The sequence below is a fragment of the Helicobacter cinaedi CCUG 18818 = ATCC BAA-847 genome (genome assembly GCF_000155475.1).
GTDB classification, from domain to species: Bacteria; Campylobacterota; Campylobacteria; order Campylobacterales; family Helicobacteraceae; genus Helicobacter_C; species Helicobacter_C cinaedi.
This window is the reverse complement of sequence record NZ_DS990391.1, coordinates 67140-88111: the sequence shown is the minus strand read 5'-3', so window position 1 is coordinate 88111 and position 20972 is coordinate 67140. Positions and strand designations below refer to the sequence as shown.

Below are 20972 nucleotides of genomic sequence, written 5' to 3'. Positions count from 1 at the left end.
CTGATTTGCGTTCAGCTACACAGGGCAGAGGCATATATACAATGGAGTTTGACCACTATGGTGAAGTTCCAAATAATATTGCCAAGGAAATTATGGAAAAAAGAAAGGGGTAACATATGAAAAAGTTAGCTTTAGTTTTAGTTTTGGGTTTAATATTTGCAGCGTGTAGCGACAATACAAAAGAGAAAAAAGCTTCTGCTCCAGCTCCAGTAATAGAAGACAAACCGGTGCAAGATCCTACTCAAGTAACAGTAGTTCCCGCTGATGAGAACAACGCTGACATTAAGCCTGAGGTAGAAGCTCCTGCTACAAGTGAATATCAAGTAAAGCCTGATGAACAAAAGGAAGAAAAAGCTCAATAATCAATCTTGTTTTTCTCCTAAGAGTTTCATTTTTAGGGGATTTTGTTAAAAAAAGGAGATGATGAAATGCTAAGGTTTATTGTATTTTGTTTATTTCTTTTTTCTTTTTCTGCTTGTTTTGATGATAAAGATTCTAACTCGCAACCTTCAAAAGTTGTAACCCCTTTACAAGATTCTAATAATGTTATATCAGACTCTGCTTATCAGGATTCTAAAGAGATATTGGTAGATCCAGAGATACTTTATGTGCGTTGTGCTTCGTGCCACGGCAAAGATGGCAAAAGTGTTGCGCCCGGCAGTGTGGGTAATGTTTTAATCGCTTCGCTCAATAAAGAGCAGGTTATAGAATCTTTAAAAGGCTTCCGTTCACAAACATTAAGTAAAGGTGGTAATTCTGTGATTATGTATATGCAAACTAAAAATCTAAGAGATGAGATGCAGATATTGAAGCATTAGGAGCATATATTGATGCATTTTAACTATTTTGATTTTTAGATTAGAATGGGTTATCATTTTTTTTCGGAAATACCCGTCAATATCTTTATAATTGTTTTATAGTGGAGTGGTGTTTAGGGAGAGTTTTAATCCTTGTTATCAAGGATTTAGTTGTTAGAATTTGGAAGGTAAAAATATTTTACAGTTAGAAATCAAACCCACTTCCATTTTTTAAAACTCTTTTTATTTTTTTTGTTGTGAATTACCCCACTACCGCGAGTTTTGTAAGGTTTCTTCTAGAATAGATTGTGTTGCAGGAACATCTTTTTGATCCACAAAGAAAAATATCTCAACACGATTATTTTTGGCACGATTAATAGTGCTATCATTTGGAGCGACTGCCTGATGTTCCCCATAGCCAGAAAAAGAAATGCGTTCAGGTGAGATTCCATTTTTGATAAGATTTTTCATTACAGCAAGAGAGCGTGCTGAAGAAAGCTCATAATTATCCTTGTATCTTGAGCCAATAGGTAACGAAGCATTATCGGTATAGCCTCGCACATCAATTTTAACATAATCGGGCAGTTTTTTGATAATAGCCGTCATACGCTGAAGGTATAGATATACATCGCTATTGTTGATTTCTGCACTTCCAGATTCAAAAAAGAGATTTGAGGGCAATCGCAAAGACAACCCCATTTCCATTTGCTCTAAGATCCCGCCTTCTTCTGCCATTTGTTGAATCTCAGCTGTGGTAACCGAAGAAGTTTGGCTGATAGCCCCACTCTCATTTTCTACTTCACTATCATTGATATCATCTTGATTTGAAGGAAGTGGTGAGGTGAGCGTAAAGTCAAAAATCTTCACAAATTCAGTTTTAAGTGCTTCTGAATCTGCAGAGCCTGTGGAAGAAATAGCCCATAAGGCAATAAAAAGTGCCAAAAGCAAAGAGAGAAAGTCCGCATAAGGAACAGCCCACTTCTCACCAGCTGGACACTCAGGGCATTTTTTCTTTTTTGCCATAATCTTTGCCTACTCAAATTGTGAGATTTTAGGCTCACCCGGTGGTATAAAGCCAAGTAGTTTTTCTTCAAGGTTGCGTGGGTTATCACCATTGGCAATACCCACAACGCCTTCTAATACAACCATACGCTCCCTAATAATATCTTTGCTTTTTGCTATCATTTTGTGTCCCCACGGACCAAAGAGTGCATACGCACAGAAAATCCCCGTAACCGTTGCGGTAAATGCTCCAGCAATACCAGCTGCCATTGCTTTTGGATCATCAAGAAGTTGAAGTGCGAGCATAAGCCCCATAACCGCCCCTACAAGCCCCATAGTAGGGCAAGTCTCCGCATAGGTTACCCAGTAGTGTGCCGAGCCATGATAATACTCTTCTAAAGATTCTATTTGCACTTCCATATCTTCACGCACGGCGTGAGCGTCCCGCCCATCAATAATCATTGAAAGTGCTTGTCGCAAGAAGTCATCTTCAATTTGAGCAGCTTTACCTTCAAGCGAGAGAACGCCATCTTTTCTTGCAAGAGTTGAGAGTTCCACAATGGTGCGTATGGTCTCATTGAGATTGACTTTACTTGCACCAAAGACAATTTTTAGCTCCTTTAATGCACCTTTTACATGTGTTGGGTGGGTGCTAGACATTGCTGCACAACCAGCCGTTGGGATAATGATAATAAGTGAGCTGATGTGAATGAGATGCAGAGGGTTACCCCCCTCCAAAAAGTCCCCTATTGAGAGGCTTGTAACAGCCCCAATGAGCCCTAAAATGGTCGTTAAATCCATAAGCACCTCTCCTGTCTAAATTTGAGATAAAAAAGCAAAAAACATTCCTAGTCCATTTCGCATTCTACACTTCATATTCTATATGTTTAATCCAAAGTTTAGCATTATGCTGCTCATCTATAAGCGTTGTTACAATGCCGTGTCCGGGGTGAATAGTCTTATTTTGAGTGCAGGAGAGTTGTGAAAAGCGGGTAAGTGAATCTTTCATGTCAGTTGCGTTTGAGTAGGGAAAATCATATCGTCCAATGGAGCGATAAAAGATAAAATCACCGCTAAAAATTTCATTTTCAATCTCAATGATAGAACAGCCCGGCGTATGTCCGGGAAAATGAGAAAAAAGCACTTCCACATTATTGAATTGAAGTTTTTGTGAATCTTTTTTGCACTCCGTGAGAATATCCGGAATACTTGGCGTTACACCTAGATTAAAACAATCGGATTCTAGCATAAATACATCAAGTTCCGGGCAAATAAGCGGCACATTTACAAAATGAGCCTTTAGCTCGGCATTGCTCCAAATATGATCAAAATGTCCGTGAGTATTGAGAAAAGCAAGAGGATTAGGACAATTTTCAATCACCCATTGTGTCGCACCAATCCCCGCATCAACAACAATTTCTCCCTGTGGGAATTTGCAAATATAACAATTTGTTTGATACTCGCCAAAACTTCGAGAGAGAATTTCCACAATAATCCTACCTTTTTGAGAATTGTGGGCTTCTGCGTGCCTTTCTTTTACCATATTTTTTACGCTCAACAACGCGTGAATCTCTTGTAAGAAGTCCCTTTGGCTTAAGAATTGCTCTAAAAGCAATATCATAGTTGTTAAGTGCTTTTGAGATTCCGTGTCGCAATGCTTCTGCCTGTGCGGAATAACCACCACCCAAAGTAACGGCGTGAATATCCACAGACTTTTCTTGCTTTGTTAAAAGCAAGGGCTGCATAACTTTCATTTTAATCGCCTCGTGTCCGCCAAGCCACTCATTGAGACTTTGTCCATTGATGGTGAGTTTCCCGCTTCCAGCACTCAACCAAACTTTTGCGATTGCTGTTTTTCTTTTTCCTGTTGCATAAACTTTTGCCATAGTATTCCCTTATTTTGAGCTTTTAGAAACTTGTGCGCTGTGTGGATGTTCGCTACCACGATATACCTTGAGCTTTTTAAGCATAGCTCGTCCAAGCTTATTTTTTGGGAGCATTCCACGCACTGCGAGATGATAGAGCTTTTCTGGATGTTTTTCTAGCATTTCTTGCAAAGTCTTACTTTTTGTGCTTCCAAAGTAGCCAGAATGCGTGAAATATTCCTTATCTTCAAGCTTCATTCCTGTAAATTTTGCTTCAGTAGCGTTGATAATCACTACAAAATCTCCACAATCAATATGTGGTGTAAAGCAAGGTTTGTGCTTACCACGCAAAAGTGTTGCCACCTCAGTGATGAGACGACCAAACACCTTGTCTTTGGCATCAAGCACAACCCACTGACGATTAATGTCATTTTGTGTTGCTATTTTTGTCAATTCCATCGTATTTCCTTGAAAGTATAATCAAAATTGAGAATTGGCATTATAGGTTAGATTAGCTTAAAAAAATATTAACTTAAGCTTATTTTAATATAAGATTCCAAATCGCTCTAAAAATGCTTCATCAATACCTTGTAGTAGCCCTTTTTGTCGCAAACTCTCAATCACCTCTGCATTGCAGTTTGTATCAAGGGGCCACTCTCGCAAATGCCCTTCCAACTTACCTTTATCACTCGCATCAACAAACACAAGATTCTGTGTAACAAGTATATCGCGTTTAGCATCAATATTGTTCACAATCCGCCAAGTCAGCATATAAGGATTGTCAAGCTTATTTTTATGAGAATCTACAAAAATGACAATACTCAAATGATTGTGTAAATTTTCAAATGCCTGCATTTTTTCTTTTACGGCATTTAAGAGATTGCTTTTTTTATCCACGCTGATAATGCAAATGGGGTTAGGCGTATGGATAAAATACTGCTTTAGCCCCACGGCTTGTGAAAAAATCGCTGTGATACGCTTCAAAAGCACCTCATCGCTTAAAGCACAAAAATCAGGCTTTTCCACAGGTGTGATAGCTTCTACGCCAAGTTTGCCGCCGTGGGCAAAATCTGGGCTAGAGTGATCAAGTGCATCGCAAATGCCTTCTGTAATCAGCAGATTCTGCGGAGAGAATCTATGTAAAATATATGTGCCAAAGGTTTCATAATCAGCTAAATCGCCTACATTTTCATCAGTAAAAATGGCGTGTTTGACAAAGCTCATCTGCCCCACACCCCAAAATGCATGCATAATCTGCTTACTATGTGAGGGATATTCAGGCTTAATTTTTGCAAAAATGAGATTGTGGAAGATGCCATTTTCTGGCATATGATAATCAATCAAACCTTGAGCAGTGGTTTGCAATAGGGGCAAAAATACTCTTTCTGTGAGATAGCCCATATATTTATCTTCAAGCGGAGGCTTACCAACAATTGTGGCTGGAAAAATAGGCTTTTTTCGCATAGTGATAGCGGAGACTTCAAGCACGGGGTAAGGCTCAATAGGCGTGTAGAATCCTGTGTGGTCGCCAAAAGGTCCTTCATCTCGCATTTGTGTCGTATCTACCCAACCTTCAATGACAATATCCACATCATAAGGCACAAAAAGTGGATTTGTGATACAGGGGCAAAGCACAGGCTTTTTCTCGCGGATAAAGCCATAAAGCATAAGCTCAAAGATTCCCAAAGGCAATGGAGCCTGTCCGCACCAAATATACAATGGATCACCCCCAAGTGCAATGCTCACAGGCATTTCTTTATGTGCTTTTTTATACTCGTGAAAGAAATGCTGTGAATCTTTGTGAATCTGCCAATGCAATCCTAAATGTGTTTCATCATAGACTTGCAAACGATACATACCGAGATTTTTTTGTGTGCCATTAAGATTTTGTGTATAAACTTGCCCCATTGTGATAAACGCTCCGCCATCACGCTCCCAAGTGGTAAGGATAGGCAGGTCAAAGAGATTAAGATTCTGTGTTTTAATAATCTCTTGGCATTGCCCCTTTTTTTTGATGTATTTTGGAAAGACAGAACGCAGGGCATACAGCTCTTTAAGCTTGTGGAATATCTGCTTGATACCTTTGGGTGGGCTAAGATGTAAAAGATTTTGTAGGCTATGAGCGATTTTTGGAATGGGTTTATTGATAAGAAGATCAAGTCTTTTATGTGAGCCAAAGACATTCATAAGTACAGGAATATCAAACTCCTTGCCACTTTTTTTGCAAATAGGTCGCGTAAAAAGCAAGGCTTTAGAATCTAGCTTTTTTACTTCAATATAAGCAAGTTGGGGGATTTCAAGGTAAATATCAAGCGGTGTGTCAATAATAGTAAGTTCATCGTGTTCTTGTAAAAATTTGATGAGTTGTCTAGAATCTAAAGCCATAGAAAGCTCCAAAAAAAGTTCTACCAAAACAATACTAGAATCTTAAGGCTAGATTCTAACCTTAAGACATTGCAGTGCTAGAAATGCAAACCTATAAGCGCTTGGATATTGTGCATTTTTTGATTAGCTTTGCTTGCTTCAAACTCTGGATTTTGGTAAGTGTAAAGCAGCCCCAAAGAGATAGGCAAAAGATCAAATTTTAACTTTAATCCTGCGTTGTATGAAGTCGTATCTTTAAAAATATCATTAAAGCTTGAGTGATTGATACCTACATAAGGAGTAAGTCGCGCAATAATAAGCCCTATGTTATACCCCGCAGATACACCATATTGAAGGTTTCTAAACTTAGCTCCATCGCCTTTGTTAAAATCATACTTTACCTGCGGAGCTACCACCAAATCAAATGCCCCAAGCCACACACGACCAAACGCTCCATAGCTATCTGTGGCAATAGAGCTATCCTCTTTTGTTTCTGCTTTGATTTTACCGGCTGCGAAACCAAACTCTGGGCTTATCTCAAAGCCTGCAATACTCACTGCAAACGCATTTGCTCCAAATCCTGCTGCAAAAAGCAAAGAAAGTAAATATTTTTTCATCAAAACTCCTTTGTGATTTGTGAATCCAAAAATTGTGAATCCAAAGAGACATTATAGGAAAAATATGTTTGATTTTGCTTAAAGAGTTAGAAAATGAGTAGAATTTGAAACATTTTTACCATACATACACTAGATTCAAAAGTCTTTTTAATAAAAAAAAATGATTTAGAATAAAAAATGAGATACAATCAAGTCCTATGATATTGAGCAAAACATTTGCGTAAGTTAATGGGGGAAGTAGCTATGACAATCAATGATTCTAAAATGTATTTCAATCGGGAGCTTTCTTGGCTTAAGTTTAATACGCGCGTACTAAATGAGGCTAAAAATACGCATATACCGCTTTTAGAGCGACTAAAGTTTGTGGCTATTTATGGCACGAATTTAGATGAATTTTATATGATACGCGTGGCAGGATTAAAGCGTTTATATGCAAGTGGGATTACAGAAGTGGGAGCGGATAAACTTACACCATTGCAGCAGCTTAAAAGCATACGGGAATATCTTGATAAGGAAAAACGCACACTGGAGAGTGTTTTTAAGGAGATTCAAAGCGGACTTGCCAAAGAAGGTATGCATATAAAGCAGGTTTCACAACTCAATAGTGAGCAAAAAGCTAAGTTGTATGAATATTTTCTGCATTATCTCTATCCTGTGATTGTGCCTGTGGTGGTGGATTCTACACATCCTTTTCCGCATTTAAATAATCTTAGCTTTGCTATTGCGTTACGGCTAAAAAGTCTGCAAGATGGGAATGTGAAGTTTGCAATGGTTAGAATATCGCGGCTATTACCGCGTTTTGTGGAGATTGAAGGTGGAGTTTTTATTACCATAGAAGATATTGTAGGGGAGTTTGCAAGTGAGCTATTTGGGGACTATGAGATTCTAAGCTATGTGCCTTTTAGAATCACGCGTAATGCGGATATGGAAATAGAAGAAGAGGAGGCTGATGACTTTATTGAAATTATGAGTGAAGGGCTAAAAACACGCCGCAAAGGCGAGGTTGTCCGCCTTGAAGTGGGTGTAGATAAGGATAATAGTCTGCTTCATTTTATTAACTCTCATCTTAATGTTGATCCCAAAGATATTTATGCTTATAACATTCCGCTCAATCTTAGTGGATTGTGGGAGCTTGTGGGGAGTAAGGCATATGCTCATCTTACAACTCCGCCTTTTAACCCCAAGATTCTCCCGCCATTGCAGGGTAATGTAGATTTGCTCTCTACCATAGAATCTGAAGATATTTTGCTTTTTCACCCGTATGAAAGCTTTGATCCGGTGGTGAATTTTATCCAAAGTGCGGCAAAAGACCCTGATGTGCTATCCATTCGTATGACGCTTTATCGCGTCGGGAAAAACTCTCCCATTGTCAAAGCCCTGATACAAGCGGCTGAAAACAACAAGCAAGTTACCGCACTTGTGGAGCTTAAAGCTCGTTTTGATGAAGAGAATAACCTGCATTGGGCGCATTCTTTAGAATCTGCTGGGGCACACGTGATTTATGGAGTTCCGGGGCTAAAGGTGCACGCCAAAATCGCCCTTGTGATTAAGAAAATCGGTAATACGCTTAAAGAGTATGTGCATCTAAGCACGGGGAATTACAATCCAAGCACGGCTAAGATTTACACTGATATTTCGCTGCTGACTTGCAATAACGCCTTTGCCAAAGATGCTATAAAGCTTTTTCATTCACTCTCAACAGGCTCATCATATCGCACAAAGCTTGATTGCTTGATGATTGCACCAACGCAAATTAAGCCTAAGATTCTAGAATTGATTGAAAATGAAGCCAAAAAAGGTGCTGAAGGGCAGATTATTATGAAATGCAACGCTTTTGTTGATGTTGATGTGATTGCGGCATTATACAAGGCATCAATGGCGGGAGTGAAGATTGATCTTATCGTGCGTGGTGTGTGTGCGTTGCGTCCGGGAGTAAAGGGTGTGAGTGAGAATATCCGTGTGTTTTCTATCATTGGTAAATACCTTGAACACGCTAGAATCTACTATTTTAAGAATGATAGCGTGGGTGTATATTTTGCTTCAGCAGACATTATGCCAAGGAATCTTGAAAGACGCGTGGAGATTCTTACCCCTAGCCTTAATACACAAATGAGCAAAAGGCTAATGGAAATTCTAAAAATGCAACTTAATGATAATGTGCAGATGTATGAATTGCAAAGTAATGGTGAGTATCAAAAGGTGCAAAGCACACAAAAAGCCTTCAGTTCTCAACTTGCTTATGAAGAATATGTCAATGCGATTTATGGAGATTCTGTAAGGAATGATGAATTAAGTAAGGCAAAAAAACTCGCTAAAAGAATGCTAAAAGAAAGCTAGAAGTTATAGATTTTAGAATCTTTAAGTGGTATATTTTTTGTTGCTGGGTGGTGTCCTCGACGCGATTCGAACGCGTGGCCTCACGATTAGGAATCGTGTGCTCTATCCAGCTGAGCTACAAGGACAAAAGGCATAAATACAACAAAGAGTAGGAGAAAGTCAAAAGTCGCTATTTTACACTCATTTGAGCGATAAATCAAGCTAAAAGCTGTGTGAAAGCATATTTTTGTGCTAGAATACGCCTCTAATTACCACCTACTAGAGTTTATGAGTATTTTTTGTCGGTTTTAGGGTAAGATTCTATAAGATTTTCAAAAACTTGATGTGGTAGAAATATTTTAAGGAGAGAACTATGGCAATCAAACTTGCGATTAATGGCACGGGACGCATTGGGCTATGTGCGGCTAGGATTATTGGGGAACGCGATGATGTAGAGCTTGTGAGTATAAATACCACAGCTAGCATAGATACTTTAGTGCATTTGCTGCGATATGATTCTGTGCATAGATTCTATGATGTTGAGAAGTTAGATGAAAGCACACTTCGTATTGGCAAAAGCAAAAATGTAAAAGTCTTAAGCGATAGAGACCCTTTGAATCTTAACTTTGGCGAGGCGGTAACCGTGCTTGAATGCACGGGCAAGTTTAACGCCCTTGATAAAGCAAAAGCACATATTAAAGGCAATGTCAAACGCGTGATAATTTCAGCTCCATCCGATAACACGCCAACTTTTGTCTATGGCGTCAATCATACGCAATATAATAATGAAAGTGTGATTTCAAATGCGTCCTGCACCACAAACTGCCTTGCCCCCATTGTGAAAGTGCTAGATTCTACTTTTGGCATTGAAAACGCCCTTATGAGCACTATCCATAGCTACACGAATGATCAAAATCTCCTTGATGTCAAGCATAAAGACTTACGCCGAGCGCGTGCAGCAGCCCTATCTATGATACCTACAAGCACAGGTGCTGCAGGGGCTATTGGGCTTGTATTGCCCCATTTAGCAGGTAAGCTTAATGGCATTGCCGTGCGTGTGCCAACGCCTGATGTGAGCTTAGTGGATTTAAGCGTGAATCTAAAGAGTGAAGCAAGTAAAGATTCCATTAATGAAGCATTTTATAAGGCTCAAAGTGGCGAGAGTTTTGAAGGGGCATTTAAGGGGCTTATTATCGTTGATGATGAAATGCGTGTATCAAGCGATTTTATCGGTAGCAAGGCGAGTGCGGTAATCGTGCCAGATAAGACAATCGCCATTGGCAAGAGCGCAAAAGTCCTTGCGTGGTATGATAATGAGATGGGCTATACGCACAGACTTGTAGATATGAGTGTGTATGTGTGCAGCTAGTCGTCTTGCGTCGTCTCTTTTGTAGGTTTGGACTGGTGCTTCGCACAAGTGGTGATTTTAAGAGATTGCTTCGTTCAAGCTGTGGGCACTACCCTTAAGGTAGCTTCCTTGCTTTCGCTCGCAAAACTCTTAAAATCCCTCAAAGATACTTCCGCAGCTGGTTTTCTAAAGAAAATGGGTTTTGGTAAAATATTTGCGGCGGTAGCCTAGATTCTGAATCTGGCTTAAAATGGAAAAAAGGTAAATAAAGTAAATGAAAAATAAGCAAAATTGTCAAAATTCTCTAGTGGAGTTTTCTTTACATTTTAGCCATACACATACGCAAAGCGAGTGCGATAGGGTGTTTAGTGGAATCTTACAAGAGAGAGAAAGCAAAAAAAGTGGCTATTATGACTTGCCTTTTCAATCGTATGCGTTACAGGAAGCAAGGGTGTATGTCAAAGAAAATGAATCATTTTTAGATTCTTTATCTTATCTTGTGATTATTGGTATTGGCGGGAGTTCCTTGGGGTTAAAAGCCATTGATGGAATGTTAGAGCATTTACCTTGTAGAAAAGCATTAAAGCTTGTGTTTTTGGAGCATACTGACCCTTTACATATTATGAAAGCCTTGCAGGGCGTGGCGTTGCATAATGCTTTGTTTATTGTGATTTCAAAATCTGGCACGACTATTGAGACTTCATCTCTCCTTAAATATGTGCTTGAAAAATATAGATTGTTAGAAAATATGGAGAGTAAAAAGCATTTGTTTGTCATCACCGATACATCTTCACCGCTTGAAACTTGGGCAAAAAGTGTGGATATAAAGCATTTTGAGATTATGCCAAATGTGGGCGGGAGATTTTCAGTGTTAAGTGCGGTGGGGCTTGTGCCTTTGGCGATTTTGGGCTTTGATATAGAGGCTTTATTACAAGGGGCGGCTAAGATGACGCAGAGATTTTTTGAAAGAAAAGAAGAGCATATTTTATACAAAGCCCTGACTTACGCTAAGCAAAAAAAGCAGATTCCTATGAATGTGCTTTTTTCTTACTCTAGCCTTTTTACGCAGTTTAATGCGTGGTATGTGCAGCTGTGGGGGGAGAGCTTGGGGAAAATTAATGCAAGTGGAGAAAAGGTTGGACTAACGCCTATTGCGTTAATTGGCAGTATTGATCAACACTCTTTTTTACAACTCATCGTGCAAGGTGTGCGTGATAAAAGCGTAACTTTTCTTAGTCTTAATCCCGCTCATAGCTTAATCCCGCGGATTCCAAATGTGAAGATTCCACATTTAGAATCCACAGATTTTGTGAATAATCAAAGTTTTGCTACCTTGCTGCATAATCAACGCCTAGCTACAATGCAGACTATTGAGAATGAGGGCATTGCCACCGATTGTATTGAAGTGATGAGATTGTGCGAAGAGAGTGTGGGGATTTTGATAGCGTATTTTGAACTTTTGACTTCGTGCGTGGGAAACATCTTTGAGATAGACACTTACAATCAGCCCGGTGTGGAGTTTGGCAAGGTGAGATTGAAAAAACTTTTTCAATCCTAGGGGATTTGTAGATTCTATTATGGTTAAAAGATTTTGGAATCTAGGCTAGATTCTTAGAATCTAAAAATTGCACCCTAAAATCCCACAGCATAAAAATAAAACTGCGGAAGCATTTCTAAGCTAGAAAGACAATGCAGAATCTAATACTCTATCCCCACAGCTTTTAGCTTATCGCGGAGACAACGCATTTGAATATTTTTATCAAAGCACCATTTTGGTGCAAGAAGTGTATTATCGTGCGCCCCCGCACTAATCCTTTGCACCACGACATCTGCCGGGATTCTCTGTAAAGATTCTACAATAAGATCGCTAAAGCATTCCATTGTGATAGGTTCATATTTGCCCTCTTTGTAGAGTTTAGCAAGGCGTGTGCCATTCACAACATACAGCGGGTGAATCTTAATACCATTAATGCCCCATTCTAACACACAATCAAGCGAGTGAAGCATCATCTCCGGGGTTTCTTCAGGTAACCCATAGATTAAATGCGCACAGACTTTTACGCCCTTTGCCCTTGTTTTTTCAAACATCTCCTTTGCCCCAGCAATGCTATGAGCGCGGTTTGTAAGCTCCAAAGTCTTATCATACACACTTTGAATCCCATACTCTAGCCAAATCTCCTTGCCATTTTTGACATACTCTCCCAAAAGCTCCAAAAGCCTATCTTCCACGCAGTCTATGCGTGTGCCTATGCTTAGCCCCACGACATTAGGGAAGCTCAACGCCTTATCATACAGGGCTTTAAGCGTATCAAATGGTGCATAGGTATTTGTATAAGATTGAAAATACACCATATACTTGCCTACACCAAATTTTCTTTGATGAAACTCCGAATGCCAACAGAATTGCTCTTCAAGCTGATGCAGTTGTTTTTCGAGCAGTGGATTTGTAGTGAGTGAAAAATTCATCTTTACTTGCGAGATTTTATCAAGCTTAATAAGGCTAGGCGAGAAGCTTTCATTATCACAATATATGCACCCACCCTTTGCCAAAGAGCCATCAATATTTGGACAAGTAAAGCCCTGCAAGGAAATGGGGATTTTTCTAACCCTCCCGCCAAATCGTTTTTTAAAGTATCGCCCCACACTTAGCACGACACGCACGGATTTGCCCCTGTCAAGTCACTTCTAAAATCATTTGTAAAATCATCAATATACACTTCATCAAAACACGCCTTACACATCGGCTTATTCTCATCTCCCAAGCTCCGCATAAGCCCATCAATAGATAAAAATCCTAAAGAATCTGCTCCGATATATTTTCGCACTTCTTCAATGCTTTTATTCGCACAAATGAGTTCTGTCTTATGCGGTGTATCCACACCATAAAAGCAAGGCGAGATAGTCGGCGGAGAGCTAACAAGTAAGTGAATCTTTCCAGCCCCCGCTTGACGCAAAATCTTTATAATCTGCTTACTTGTCGTCCCCCTTACCACAGAATCATCAATAACGATAATGTCCTTACCAGCGATAAGCTCGGCAATGGGGTTAAGCTTCAATCGCACTTTGAGTTCCCTTTGCTGTTGTGTTGGCTCAATAAATGTCCGCCCCACATAGTGATTGCGGATAAGTCCAAGCTCAAAGTCAATGCCACTTTGTTTGCTATACCCAAGTGCGGCTGCCACGCCAGAATCTGGCACAGGAATTACCATATCGGCTTCAATCTTATGCTCTTTTGCGAGTTCAATCCCCATTTGCTTCCTAGTTTTATACACATTATGTCCAAAGACATTACTATCAGGTCGCGCAAAATACACATGCTCAAACACGCAAGGGTGTTCTTTTGGCTCAAAGACTTGAATACTTTTTGGTTGATTATCACTTAAGGAGTATGCCCCATCAAAAATGAGCATTTCCCCCGCCTTAACCTCCCTTACAAACTCCGCTCCAACCAAGTCAAACGCACAGCTTTCACTCGCCACAATATAGCCCGTGCTGCCATCTTGATTCTGAATCTTGCCTAGGCTCAAAGGACGCAATCCATAGCGATCGCGTATAGCAAACATCTTTGTGCGTGAAAGGAATACAAAGCAATATGCCCCATCAACCCGCCCCAAAGCGTCTATGATTCTATCTGTGAGACTTTGCTTTTTGCTTCTTGCGATTAAGTGGATAAGATTTTCCGTATCAAGGTGGCTTTGGAAAATCGCTCCTTCATTAATCAGCATTTGCCGCACTTGCTTGGCGTTTGTGAGATTCCCATTATGTGCGATTGCCATTTCGCCCAAATCATAGCGAGCAAAAATAGGCTGTGTGTCGTTTATGGAATCTTCCCCAGCGGTTGAATAGCGATTATGCCCTATGCTTGAGCGACCTTGCAGTTTGCTTAGGCGTTTTTCCGTGAAGATTTTGGTTACAAGTCCGGTGTTTTTGATTGTAGTGATTTTGCTACCATTGCTTGCTGAAATACCGCTTGCTTCTTGTCCGCGGTGCTGCATAGCAAAGAGTGAATAATAGCTCAAAATACTTGCATTTTCTACATTATATACGCCCACAACCGCACATTCTTCATTCCAATGCTTCATCTGTATAATTTCCTTGATTTTCTTTTAAAATTAGCACTTTAAAATTCGCAATTGTATAGCAACAAAACTAATAAGTTTTTATAATTGTAAAGCATCTTGAATGCTATACAAGCCATTTTTTTGCTTTACAATCCATTCTGCCATATCAATCGCCCCTTTGGCAAATGTAAGGCGTGAAGTGGCATTATGCGTAAGCTCTAAATATTCTCCATCAAGGTAGAATCCTATCGTATGTCGCCCAGCCACATCGCCACCGCGTAGGCTCATCACAGCAATTTCATCTTTTTTTCGCTCTCCTATCATTCCGCAACGCCCACTCACTTGGACTTTTTCAAGGCTAAGATTCCTAGCCTTAGCACAGCTTTCAGCCAAGCTCAAAGCCGTGCCAGAGGGAGCGTCTTTTTTGTGTCTGTGGTGAATCTCACAGATTTCTATATCGCTTTCTTTAAGTGTGCTGCTCACAAGGGCGGCGATTTTATTTAGCATTGCTACACCTTTACTCATATTTGTCGCATACAAAATCGGCATTTTTGTGGAGGCATTCTCTAACAAATGCTTAGTGTCATCATCAAGCCCCGTTGTGCCAATAACAAGTGGTGTAGGGCAGTGCAAGGCTACTTCTAGCAGGGCTTTAGTAGCGTAAGCTGAGCTAAAGTCAATAATCACATCGCTAGATTCTAAAAAAATCTTAAAATCTTTTGTTACCATCGTGCTAGAAGGGAGTGAATACTGCAACTCATTTCGCACATACACGCTTGAGAGATTAAGCCTATCGTGGTTTAGAATCTCTTCAATCAGTAGTCGTCCTACACGCCCTGTCGCACCAAAAATGCCTACTTTTAGCATTAGATTCTCCTTAAGATGATTTAAAAAGCGTAGTATAGCATACGCAGATAATGAAACCTTATGTCAGTTTAATATTTTTGAGTTGTTTTGTGGTTGAGATTCTAAGCTGTTAGTATAGTGTTGGGGGATAAGCGGTGTCTAGCAAATGATAAAATTTGCTAGTTATGCCGCTTTTGTAGGCTTTGCTATGATTTATCGAATGGGCTTATAGATATGTGAAGCGTGAGATTCTAATAGATTTTAGGATTGTCTGAATCTAAAATCTACAAACTCACTTATGCTCCAAATACGCAATCGCACTTAACGCCGCAGTAGCACCATCTCCAGCAGCACACACAACCTGTTTGCTCGCTTGTGTCCTTACATCTCCAGCGGCAAATAGCCCCTCCACACTTGTTTTCATCGATAAATCAACTTTCACACTTCCCCATTCATCGCACTCACACAGCATTGAGCCATCATCTTGCTTTAAAGTTGCGGTATTGACATCATAGCCCACAAAGATGAAAAGCCCATATACGGAGATGACTTCAGTTTCATTAGAATCCGTATGTCTAATACGCACACCGCTCACACCCGAGCTATCGCCTAAAATCTCTTCAATCACCGCAGGTGTGATGAAGTGAATCTTGTCATTATTTTTGGCGTGAGTAATAGTGCTAGGGGCGGCACGAAACTCATTGCGTCTATGGATAAGATGCACTTTTGAGCAGATTCTACTTAAATAAATGGCTTCTTCAAGGGCGGTATCGCCTCCGCCTAGCACGACTACTTCTTGATCTTTATAGAAAAATCCATCGCAAGTCGCACAAGTGCTAATGCCCTTGCCCCAATACTCATTTTCCCCTTTGAGATTGGCTCTCTTTGGGCTGCCACCAGCGGCAAAAATCACAGCCTTTGCTTGTTCTGTACTCTTATCGGCTAGATGAATGCTAAAGATTCCATTTTCTTTTGTGATTTGCTTGACTTCAGCCATTTTGTGCTTTAAGCCAAAGCGAAAGCATTGCTCCTGCCAAGGCTCCATAAAGTCCATACCACTGACTATTTCTTTAACACCGGGATAATTTTCTATCTCGCTACTTCCTGTGATTTGCCCGCCGGGCATTCCTTTTTCAAACAGCACGACATTTTTTAATCCACCGCGTGTGGCATATAGCCCCGCACTTAGCCCAGCAGGACCACCACCGATAATTGCTACATCAATCATTTTCTACTCCTTTTTTTGATAAAAATTTTCCATTATTAAAACTCAATAAAAGAATCTAAGAGTAAATATTGCGATAATTTTGTGTTTTTTTAATGTGGATTCAATATAAATTCAATGTAGATTTATGAAATTTTTTAGCAACTGCAAACCGACATTATGGCTTTTTTCTGGGTGGGGCTGAATCCCAAAAAGATTATCTTTATTGACAATAGCTCCAAATGGATAGCCATACTCACACTTAGCAAAGATAAACTTTTCCTGCGTTGCAATATGGAAGCTATGCACGAAGTAGAAAAAACTGCCATTGTTAATGCCTTGCAATAGTGGCGAAGATTCTCCACTTTGGGTAAAAAGGCAGCTATTCCAGCCGATATGCGGGACTTTTAAAGGAGCGATGTTTTTAAAGCCTACAATCTCGCCTTCAATCAGCCCTAGCCCCTTATACTCTCCAAACTCAAAGCTTTTTTCAAAAAGTAGCTGCATTCCTAGGCAGATTCCAAGCATATATTTGCCACTTTTGGCAAACTCTATAACTGCACTCAACAAATGCGTTTTTTGTAGTTGCTCCATTGCATTACCAAATGCCCCAACACCGGGCAGTAAAAGCTTATCATACTTTTTAAGATTTTCAGGCTTAGATTCTATATGGAGAGAAAAGGGACGCGTAGCGTACAAAAGTGAAGATTGTAGATTTTGGGATTGTGTGGCGTGGGATTCTAGCTGTGAAGCTTGTAAATGCAAAGCTTCTAGTGGGCGATTCGCACAGAATCTAAAGGCATTTTGCACACTGCCAAGATTACCTACACCATAATCAATAATGCCTATTTTATCCATCTGCTAGTCCTAAAAGCCATTCTTTGTTTTCTGTGATAATGGCATTGTGCTTTTGCAAAAGACTGTCGCGGATAGATTCTAAATCACTGCATTCAAGTGAGTTCATCACATCTAGGGAGAGCGTGGTTTGGGATTTGGCTGGGATAAGATTAAGAATAGATTCAATTTCTTTAATCAAGGCTTCTTTAGTGATGATTTCGCCATTTTTTGTGATGTAGGGGGTAGTCATTCTATGCCTTTGTGTGTGGTGGCTTGAGATATGTGCTTTTTCAGTGTTTGGGTAAAAATAGCAGAGTAGGGCTTATCTTGTGGGAGCTTCTCGCTTAGGATTTGTAAAAGATGATAATAATCTTCTAGCAAAAGCTCCCCTTTTAAAAGCTCATACTTAAGATAAAGCCAATAGGTGTTTAACACATCGCTGTGGCAGTAGTGATTGATAGTCTCAAGGGCGGATAACTTTGCTTCTTTGGTGTTTTCACCGCCAAGGTAAGTCTCATACACTTCACTCCCACTCATATCATATTTGCCAACAAGATCAAGCATTTTACAAAGGCTATGGAGATTTAAAGATCGTGTCGCACCAAACTGCCCAAGACTATCAAATAAATCAGTGTGAAACTGCTCACTATATCGTTGGCGGTAGTTTTCCCATTTTGTTTTATTGAAAGCTTGATTATTTTGTTCAAATAACGCCCACGCATTGAGATTATACCGCATAGAACGCAAAGTAAGAGTGGGAATATCAAAGCCCCGCCCATTGAAGCTTACAAGCTTTGGGTTATTTTTATTAAAAAAAAGCCAAAATTCTTGGAGTAAAGTCTTTTCTAGCTCATCTAGAAACTCACTTGATAAAAAGTCAAGTTTAAAATCTTTGTTCATAGAATCTAAAGCGTCTTTGGATCCTAAAGATTCTAAAAAGTTTTTCCCAAAATGCCCTACTCTTTTAAAAGCCCCAAACTCATCGCCTATCACACTGCTAATGCTGATCACACGATGAAAGCATAAAGGCAAAAACTCACTTCCGCTTTTTTCTTTCTGCATATTTTGGGCGGTTTTAGCAATCTCTAGTGGCGAACCGCCTAGCTCAAACACATCTGCTAAAAGATGAAAATCCGGGATTGTCTCAATATCAAAGACACATATCATTCAAACCGCCTTGTCATTTAAATACCTTGCTTTGCAAACGCTTTGCTATGAAGTCGCTTGTCATTTAATTGCCCTATAAAAAAATATAGCTACAATACTACACAAAATTTACAAATAAGGATAATTATGTATGCGTTACTAAGTGTCAGCGATAAAGAGGGCATTGTAGAGTTTGGTAGAGATTTAGTAGCTTTGGGCTATAAGATTCTAAGCACGGGTGGGACTTTGAAGCTTTTATTAGAATCTCAAGTGCCAGCCATTGATGTGGGGGAATACACACAGAGTGAAGAGTTATTTGATGGGCGAGTGAAAACTTTGCACCCCAAGATTCACGGCGGCATACTCTATCGCCGAGAATGTGAAGATGATGTTAAAGTCGCAGCACAAAAGGGCATAGGGAGCATAGATCTTGTATGTGTGAATCTGTATCCATTTAAGCAGACAATACAAAGGACGCAGGATTTTGCAGAAATTATTGAAAACATTGATATTGGCGGTCCAGCTATGGTGCGTTCAGCTGCAAAAAATCACGCAAGTGTGCTAGTGGTAACTGATAAGGCGGATTATAAAATGATCATAGAAGCTTTAAAAAATAATCAAAATACGCTTGAGCTGCGACAAAAGATGATGATTAAAGCTTATGAGCATACAGCAAGTTATGATAGCACGATTGCAAATTATATGAATGAGCGATTTAATGGGGGCTTTGGGAAAAAGCGATTTATCGTGGGGCAGAAGGTCTTTCAAACACGCTATGGGGAGAATCCACACCAAAGCGGTGCGTTGTATGAGTTTGCTTCTTTTTGGCAGAAGCACTTTGTGCAAAAAAAGGGCGAGGCGAGTTTTAATAATCTTACAGATATGAATGCCGCGGTAAAAATCGCCACAGCATTTGGGAAAGATTCTAAAGCGGTATGTATTGTCAAGCACGGCAATCCTTGCGGTTTTGCATTAAAAGATACGCTTTTAGATTCTTATAAGGCGGCTTTGCAATGTGATAATATCAGTGCCTATGGTGGCGTGGCGGCTATAAATGGCGAAGTGGGCTTAGAGCTTGCTAAAGAGATAAATAAGATGTTTATAGAAGTGCTTGTGGCAAGGGGTATCACGCAAGAGGCGTTAGATGTGTTTGCAAGTAAAAAGCGAATGAAAATTTTTATCCAAACTGCCCCCCTGCCACAAGATGAATATGACTTTAAGCATATTCAGGGTGGATTTGTGTTTCAAAATAGCGATTGTGTGAGAAAAGAAGAGATTATGGAATCTAGCTTAAAAACTAAAAAAGCCCCAGATTCTACGCAACAAAGGGATTTAGAGATTGCCTATCTTATCGCTGCACTTACAAAGTCAAATTGTGTCGTGTATGTCAAAGATTCCACACTTGTAGCCATTGGTATGGGTATGACAAGCCGTGTTGATGCAGCAAGGGCGGCATTTGCTAAGGCAAAGGATATGGGGCTAGATTTGCAGGGTTGTGTGTGTGCGAGTGAAGCGTTTTTCCCATTCCGCGATAGCGTGGATATGGCACATAAAATGGGAGTGAGTGCGATTATCCAGCCGGGCGGGTCAATCCGTGATGATGAGGTGATAGAGGCGTGTGATGAATATGGCATAGCTATGCTTTTCACACATACAAGGCATTTTTTGCATTAATGCTTAAGGTGTGAGGGCTTTGCCTGTGGGCTAAACTCAAGGGCAAAGTCAATAAAGTTTAACGCCTCCCATTCAAGCGTGGTGTGGGCTAGGTTTAGCTTCCCACTGCCTTCAAAATTAAGCGTAATCACATAAATATGCGAGGCTTGAAAATTAAATTTTTTCAATTTAGATTCTATGCTCTCTTTGGTGCTAAAGGGCAGAAAGATAAAAATGCCAAGTGGGCTTATAAACTCCCCAATATCGCCATAATATATACTGCTTTCACACTCATAACGCTCACAAAAAGCAATAAGTTCAAGCAAAAGCATATTTTCCAAACTCGCTAAAAAATCCCGCTCAATCTGCACACACAAGGGCAAAGTAAAGTCAAAAAAATAAAGCTTTTTGCTTGAAGTTGTGTGATGAGGGAGAAGAAAAATAAAGCCCGATTCATTTAGGGACTGCAGCAAAGGGTAGATTCTATCTTTTGAAATTTTATGCGTTTTTTTCAAAATCGTGTAGATGTGATTAATTGTAAGCTTTTGCCCCTGCATTGTTAAAAGAGAACAAAAAATATCAAAGTCGTTTTTAAGGGATATTTGTAAAATCTCTTGCTTACGCGTGATTTTATAGCTTGGATTAAGCGTTTGAATCTCAGGCAGATTGCCCTCTTTTAAAAACAGATTAAAAAGATTATTGATGGAGAGATTTTTAGAATCAAAGCTAATGTATTCTTCAAAACTTAGGGGGTGGATTTTCTTACTCTTAAAATCTTTTGGGCAGTGGGCGTTGGAATTTGCAATAAGAATAATGTGATTAAGATTTGGCAGGGAGATTTTTGGCGTATAAGAATCAATAATCAAAAGCTCAAGGTTTTTTTCCAAAAAGCTTTTTAAAATAAGGGTATTGGCGG

The 20972-nt window shown here is 39.8% G+C and carries 21 protein-coding genes and 1 tRNA gene; 7 read left to right on the top strand and 15 right to left on the bottom strand.

The genetic code is table 11. The annotated features are described in order from the left end of the window. The first annotated feature begins 5 nt into the window (after positions 1–5). The 3 genes from HCCG_RS12995 to HCCG_RS00565 all read left to right on the top strand — a co-directional run bounded on the left by HCCG_RS12995 (position 6) and on the right by HCCG_RS00565 (position 818). A complete protein-coding gene (locus HCCG_RS12995) occupies positions 6–113 on the top strand; it encodes a hypothetical protein (protein ID WP_411979920.1) in 108 nt (35 codons plus the stop codon). Positions 114–116: 3 nt separating this feature from the next. Further along, complete coding sequence (locus HCCG_RS00570) at positions 117–362, top strand: hypothetical protein (protein WP_002955406.1); 246 nt, start codon at positions 117–119, stop codon at positions 360–362. 66 nt (positions 363–428) lie between these two features. Then, on the top strand, positions 429–818 hold the full coding sequence (locus tag HCCG_RS00565; RefSeq protein ID WP_015453742.1) for a c-type cytochrome: 390 nt from the start codon (positions 429–431) through the stop codon (positions 816–818). Between the two features lie 249 nt (positions 819–1067). On the opposite strand, the gene motB is transcribed toward HCCG_RS00565, so the two are convergent. The 7 genes from motB to HCCG_RS00530 all read right to left on the bottom strand — a co-directional run bounded on the left by motB (position 1068) and on the right by HCCG_RS00530 (position 6645). Beyond that, positions 1068–1820, bottom strand: a complete 753-nt coding sequence (gene motB, locus HCCG_RS00560; RefSeq protein WP_002955404.1) for a flagellar motor protein MotB — start codon at positions 1818–1820, stop codon at positions 1068–1070. A 9-nt stretch (positions 1821–1829) separates the two neighbouring features. After that, positions 1830–2600 (bottom strand): flagellar motor stator protein MotA, encoded by a 771-nt coding sequence (gene motA / locus HCCG_RS00555; protein ID WP_002955403.1) that lies wholly within the window; start codon positions 2598–2600, stop codon positions 1830–1832. A gap of 64 nt (positions 2601–2664) precedes the next feature. Beyond that, on the bottom strand, positions 2665–3288 hold the full coding sequence (locus HCCG_RS00550; protein WP_002955402.1) for an MBL fold metallo-hydrolase: 624 nt from the start codon (positions 3286–3288) through the stop codon (positions 2665–2667). 7 nt (positions 3289–3295) lie between these two features. Continuing rightward, positions 3296–3685, bottom strand: a complete 390-nt coding sequence (gene rpsI, locus HCCG_RS00545; RefSeq protein WP_002955401.1) for a 30S ribosomal protein S9 — start codon at positions 3683–3685, stop codon at positions 3296–3298. Between the two features lie 9 nt (positions 3686–3694). Continuing rightward, positions 3695–4123, bottom strand: coding sequence for a 50S ribosomal protein L13 (gene rplM, locus HCCG_RS00540; RefSeq protein ID WP_002955400.1), 429 nt, complete (start codon positions 4121–4123; stop codon positions 3695–3697). An 84-nt stretch (positions 4124–4207) separates the two neighbouring features. Then, positions 4208–6049 carry a menaquinone biosynthesis decarboxylase gene (locus HCCG_RS00535; RefSeq protein ID WP_002955399.1) on the bottom strand — a complete coding sequence of 614 codons (1842 nt, stop codon included), beginning with the start codon at positions 6047–6049 and terminating at the stop codon, positions 4208–4210. Positions 6050–6126: 77 nt separating this feature from the next. Beyond that, positions 6127–6645, bottom strand: coding sequence for a hypothetical protein (locus HCCG_RS00530; RefSeq protein ID WP_002955398.1), 519 nt, complete (start codon positions 6643–6645; stop codon positions 6127–6129). Between the two features lie 243 nt (positions 6646–6888). On the opposite strand from HCCG_RS00530, the gene HCCG_RS00525 reads away from it, so the two are divergent. Beyond that, complete coding sequence (locus tag HCCG_RS00525; RefSeq protein ID WP_002955397.1) at positions 6889–8982, top strand: RNA degradosome polyphosphate kinase; 2094 nt, start codon at positions 6889–6891, stop codon at positions 8980–8982. 48 nt (positions 8983–9030) lie between these two features. Here HCCG_RS00525 and HCCG_RS00520 read toward each other — a convergent pair. Further along, positions 9031–9107 (bottom strand) — tRNA-Arg (locus tag HCCG_RS00520). A 227-nt stretch (positions 9108–9334) separates the two neighbouring features. Between HCCG_RS00520 and gap the strand changes: the two genes are divergently transcribed. After that, a complete protein-coding gene (gap, locus tag HCCG_RS00515) occupies positions 9335–10330 on the top strand; it encodes a type I glyceraldehyde-3-phosphate dehydrogenase (RefSeq protein ID WP_002955396.1) in 996 nt (331 codons plus the stop codon). Positions 10331–10583: 253 nt separating this feature from the next. After that, positions 10584–11867, top strand: a complete 1284-nt coding sequence (locus HCCG_RS00510; RefSeq protein WP_002955394.1) for a glucose-6-phosphate isomerase — start codon at positions 10584–10586, stop codon at positions 11865–11867. 140 nt (positions 11868–12007) lie between these two features. Here HCCG_RS00510 and HCCG_RS00505 read toward each other — a convergent pair whose 3' ends face one another. The 7 genes from HCCG_RS00505 to HCCG_RS00475 all read right to left on the bottom strand — a co-directional run bounded on the left by HCCG_RS00505 (position 12008) and on the right by HCCG_RS00475 (position 18424). After that, positions 12008–12970 carry a TIGR01212 family radical SAM protein gene (locus tag HCCG_RS00505; RefSeq protein WP_014667126.1) on the bottom strand — a complete coding sequence of 321 codons (963 nt, stop codon included), beginning with the start codon at positions 12968–12970 and terminating at the stop codon, positions 12008–12010. Next, positions 12955–14391, bottom strand: coding sequence for an amidophosphoribosyltransferase (gene purF / locus HCCG_RS00500; RefSeq protein ID WP_002955392.1), 1437 nt, complete (start codon positions 14389–14391; stop codon positions 12955–12957). The genes HCCG_RS00505 and purF overlap by 16 nt, the downstream gene beginning before the upstream one ends. Before the next feature lie 78 nt (positions 14392–14469). After that, the gene (gene dapB / locus HCCG_RS00495) at positions 14470–15237 is read right to left on the bottom strand and encodes a 4-hydroxy-tetrahydrodipicolinate reductase (RefSeq protein WP_002955391.1); all 768 of its coding nucleotides are present in this window, start codon (positions 15235–15237) and stop codon (positions 14470–14472) included. Positions 15238–15508: 271 nt separating this feature from the next. Continuing rightward, positions 15509–16444 (bottom strand): thioredoxin-disulfide reductase, encoded by a 936-nt coding sequence (gene trxB / locus HCCG_RS00490; RefSeq protein WP_002955390.1) that lies wholly within the window; start codon positions 16442–16444, stop codon positions 15509–15511. A 111-nt stretch (positions 16445–16555) separates the two neighbouring features. Continuing rightward, on the bottom strand, positions 16556–17278 hold the full coding sequence (gene hisH, locus HCCG_RS00485; protein ID WP_015453740.1) for an imidazole glycerol phosphate synthase subunit HisH: 723 nt from the start codon (positions 17276–17278) through the stop codon (positions 16556–16558). Next, positions 17271–17507 carry a hypothetical protein gene (locus HCCG_RS00480; RefSeq protein ID WP_002955388.1) on the bottom strand — a complete coding sequence of 79 codons (237 nt, stop codon included), beginning with the start codon at positions 17505–17507 and terminating at the stop codon, positions 17271–17273. The genes hisH and HCCG_RS00480 overlap by 8 nt, the downstream gene beginning before the upstream one ends. Beyond that, positions 17504–18424, bottom strand: a complete 921-nt coding sequence (locus tag HCCG_RS00475; RefSeq protein ID WP_002955387.1) for a 3'-5' exonuclease — start codon at positions 18422–18424, stop codon at positions 17504–17506. The genes HCCG_RS00480 and HCCG_RS00475 overlap by 4 nt, the downstream gene beginning before the upstream one ends. 126 nt (positions 18425–18550) lie before the next feature. On the opposite strand from HCCG_RS00475, the gene purH reads away from it, so the two are divergent. Then, positions 18551–20077, top strand: a complete 1527-nt coding sequence (gene purH, locus HCCG_RS00470; protein ID WP_002955386.1) for a bifunctional phosphoribosylaminoimidazolecarboxamide formyltransferase/IMP cyclohydrolase — start codon at positions 18551–18553, stop codon at positions 20075–20077. Positions 20078–20972 lie beyond the last annotated feature (895 nt).

What these genes read in the sequence shown, in the direction of transcription:
- HCCG_RS00570 (WP_002955406.1), top strand. Translation starts at nt 117, where the DNA reads ATGAAAAAGTTAGCTTTAGTTTTAGTTTTGGGTTTAATATTTGCAGCG.
- HCCG_RS00565 (WP_015453742.1), top strand. Translation starts at nt 429, where the DNA reads ATGCTAAGGTTTATTGTATTTTGTTTATTTCTTTTTTCTTTTTCTGCT.
- motB (WP_002955404.1), bottom strand. Translation starts at nt 1,820, where the DNA reads ATGGCAAAAAAGAAAAAATGCCCTGAGTGTCCAGCTGGTGAGAAGTGG.
- motA (WP_002955403.1), bottom strand. Translation starts at nt 2,600, where the DNA reads ATGGATTTAACGACCATTTTAGGGCTCATTGGGGCTGTTACAAGCCTC.
- rpsI (WP_002955401.1), bottom strand. Translation starts at nt 3,685, where the DNA reads ATGGCAAAAGTTTATGCAACAGGAAAAAGAAAAACAGCAATCGCAAAA.
- rplM (WP_002955400.1), bottom strand. Translation starts at nt 4,123, where the DNA reads ATGGAATTGACAAAAATAGCAACACAAAATGACATTAATCGTCAGTGG.
- HCCG_RS00535 (WP_002955399.1), bottom strand. Translation starts at nt 6,049, where the DNA reads ATGGCTTTAGATTCTAGACAACTCATCAAATTTTTACAAGAACACGAT.
- HCCG_RS00530 (WP_002955398.1), bottom strand. Translation starts at nt 6,645, where the DNA reads ATGAAAAAATATTTACTTTCTTTGCTTTTTGCAGCAGGATTTGGAGCA.
- HCCG_RS00525 (WP_002955397.1), top strand. Translation starts at nt 6,889, where the DNA reads ATGACAATCAATGATTCTAAAATGTATTTCAATCGGGAGCTTTCTTGG.
- gap (WP_002955396.1), top strand. Translation starts at nt 9,335, where the DNA reads ATGGCAATCAAACTTGCGATTAATGGCACGGGACGCATTGGGCTATGT.
- HCCG_RS00510 (WP_002955394.1), top strand. Translation starts at nt 10,584, where the DNA reads ATGAAAAATAAGCAAAATTGTCAAAATTCTCTAGTGGAGTTTTCTTTA.
- purF (WP_002955392.1), bottom strand. Translation starts at nt 14,391, where the DNA reads ATGAAGCATTGGAATGAAGAATGTGCGGTTGTGGGCGTATATAATGTA.
- dapB (WP_002955391.1), bottom strand. Translation starts at nt 15,237, where the DNA reads ATGCTAAAAGTAGGCATTTTTGGTGCGACAGGGCGTGTAGGACGACTA.
- trxB (WP_002955390.1), bottom strand. Translation starts at nt 16,444, where the DNA reads ATGATTGATGTAGCAATTATCGGTGGTGGTCCTGCTGGGCTAAGTGCG.
- hisH (WP_015453740.1), bottom strand. Translation starts at nt 17,278, where the DNA reads ATGGATAAAATAGGCATTATTGATTATGGTGTAGGTAATCTTGGCAGT.
- HCCG_RS00480 (WP_002955388.1), bottom strand. Translation starts at nt 17,507, where the DNA reads ATGACTACCCCCTACATCACAAAAAATGGCGAAATCATCACTAAAGAA.
- HCCG_RS00475 (WP_002955387.1), bottom strand. Translation starts at nt 18,424, where the DNA reads ATGATATGTGTCTTTGATATTGAGACAATCCCGGATTTTCATCTTTTA.
- purH (WP_002955386.1), top strand. Translation starts at nt 18,551, where the DNA reads ATGTATGCGTTACTAAGTGTCAGCGATAAAGAGGGCATTGTAGAGTTT.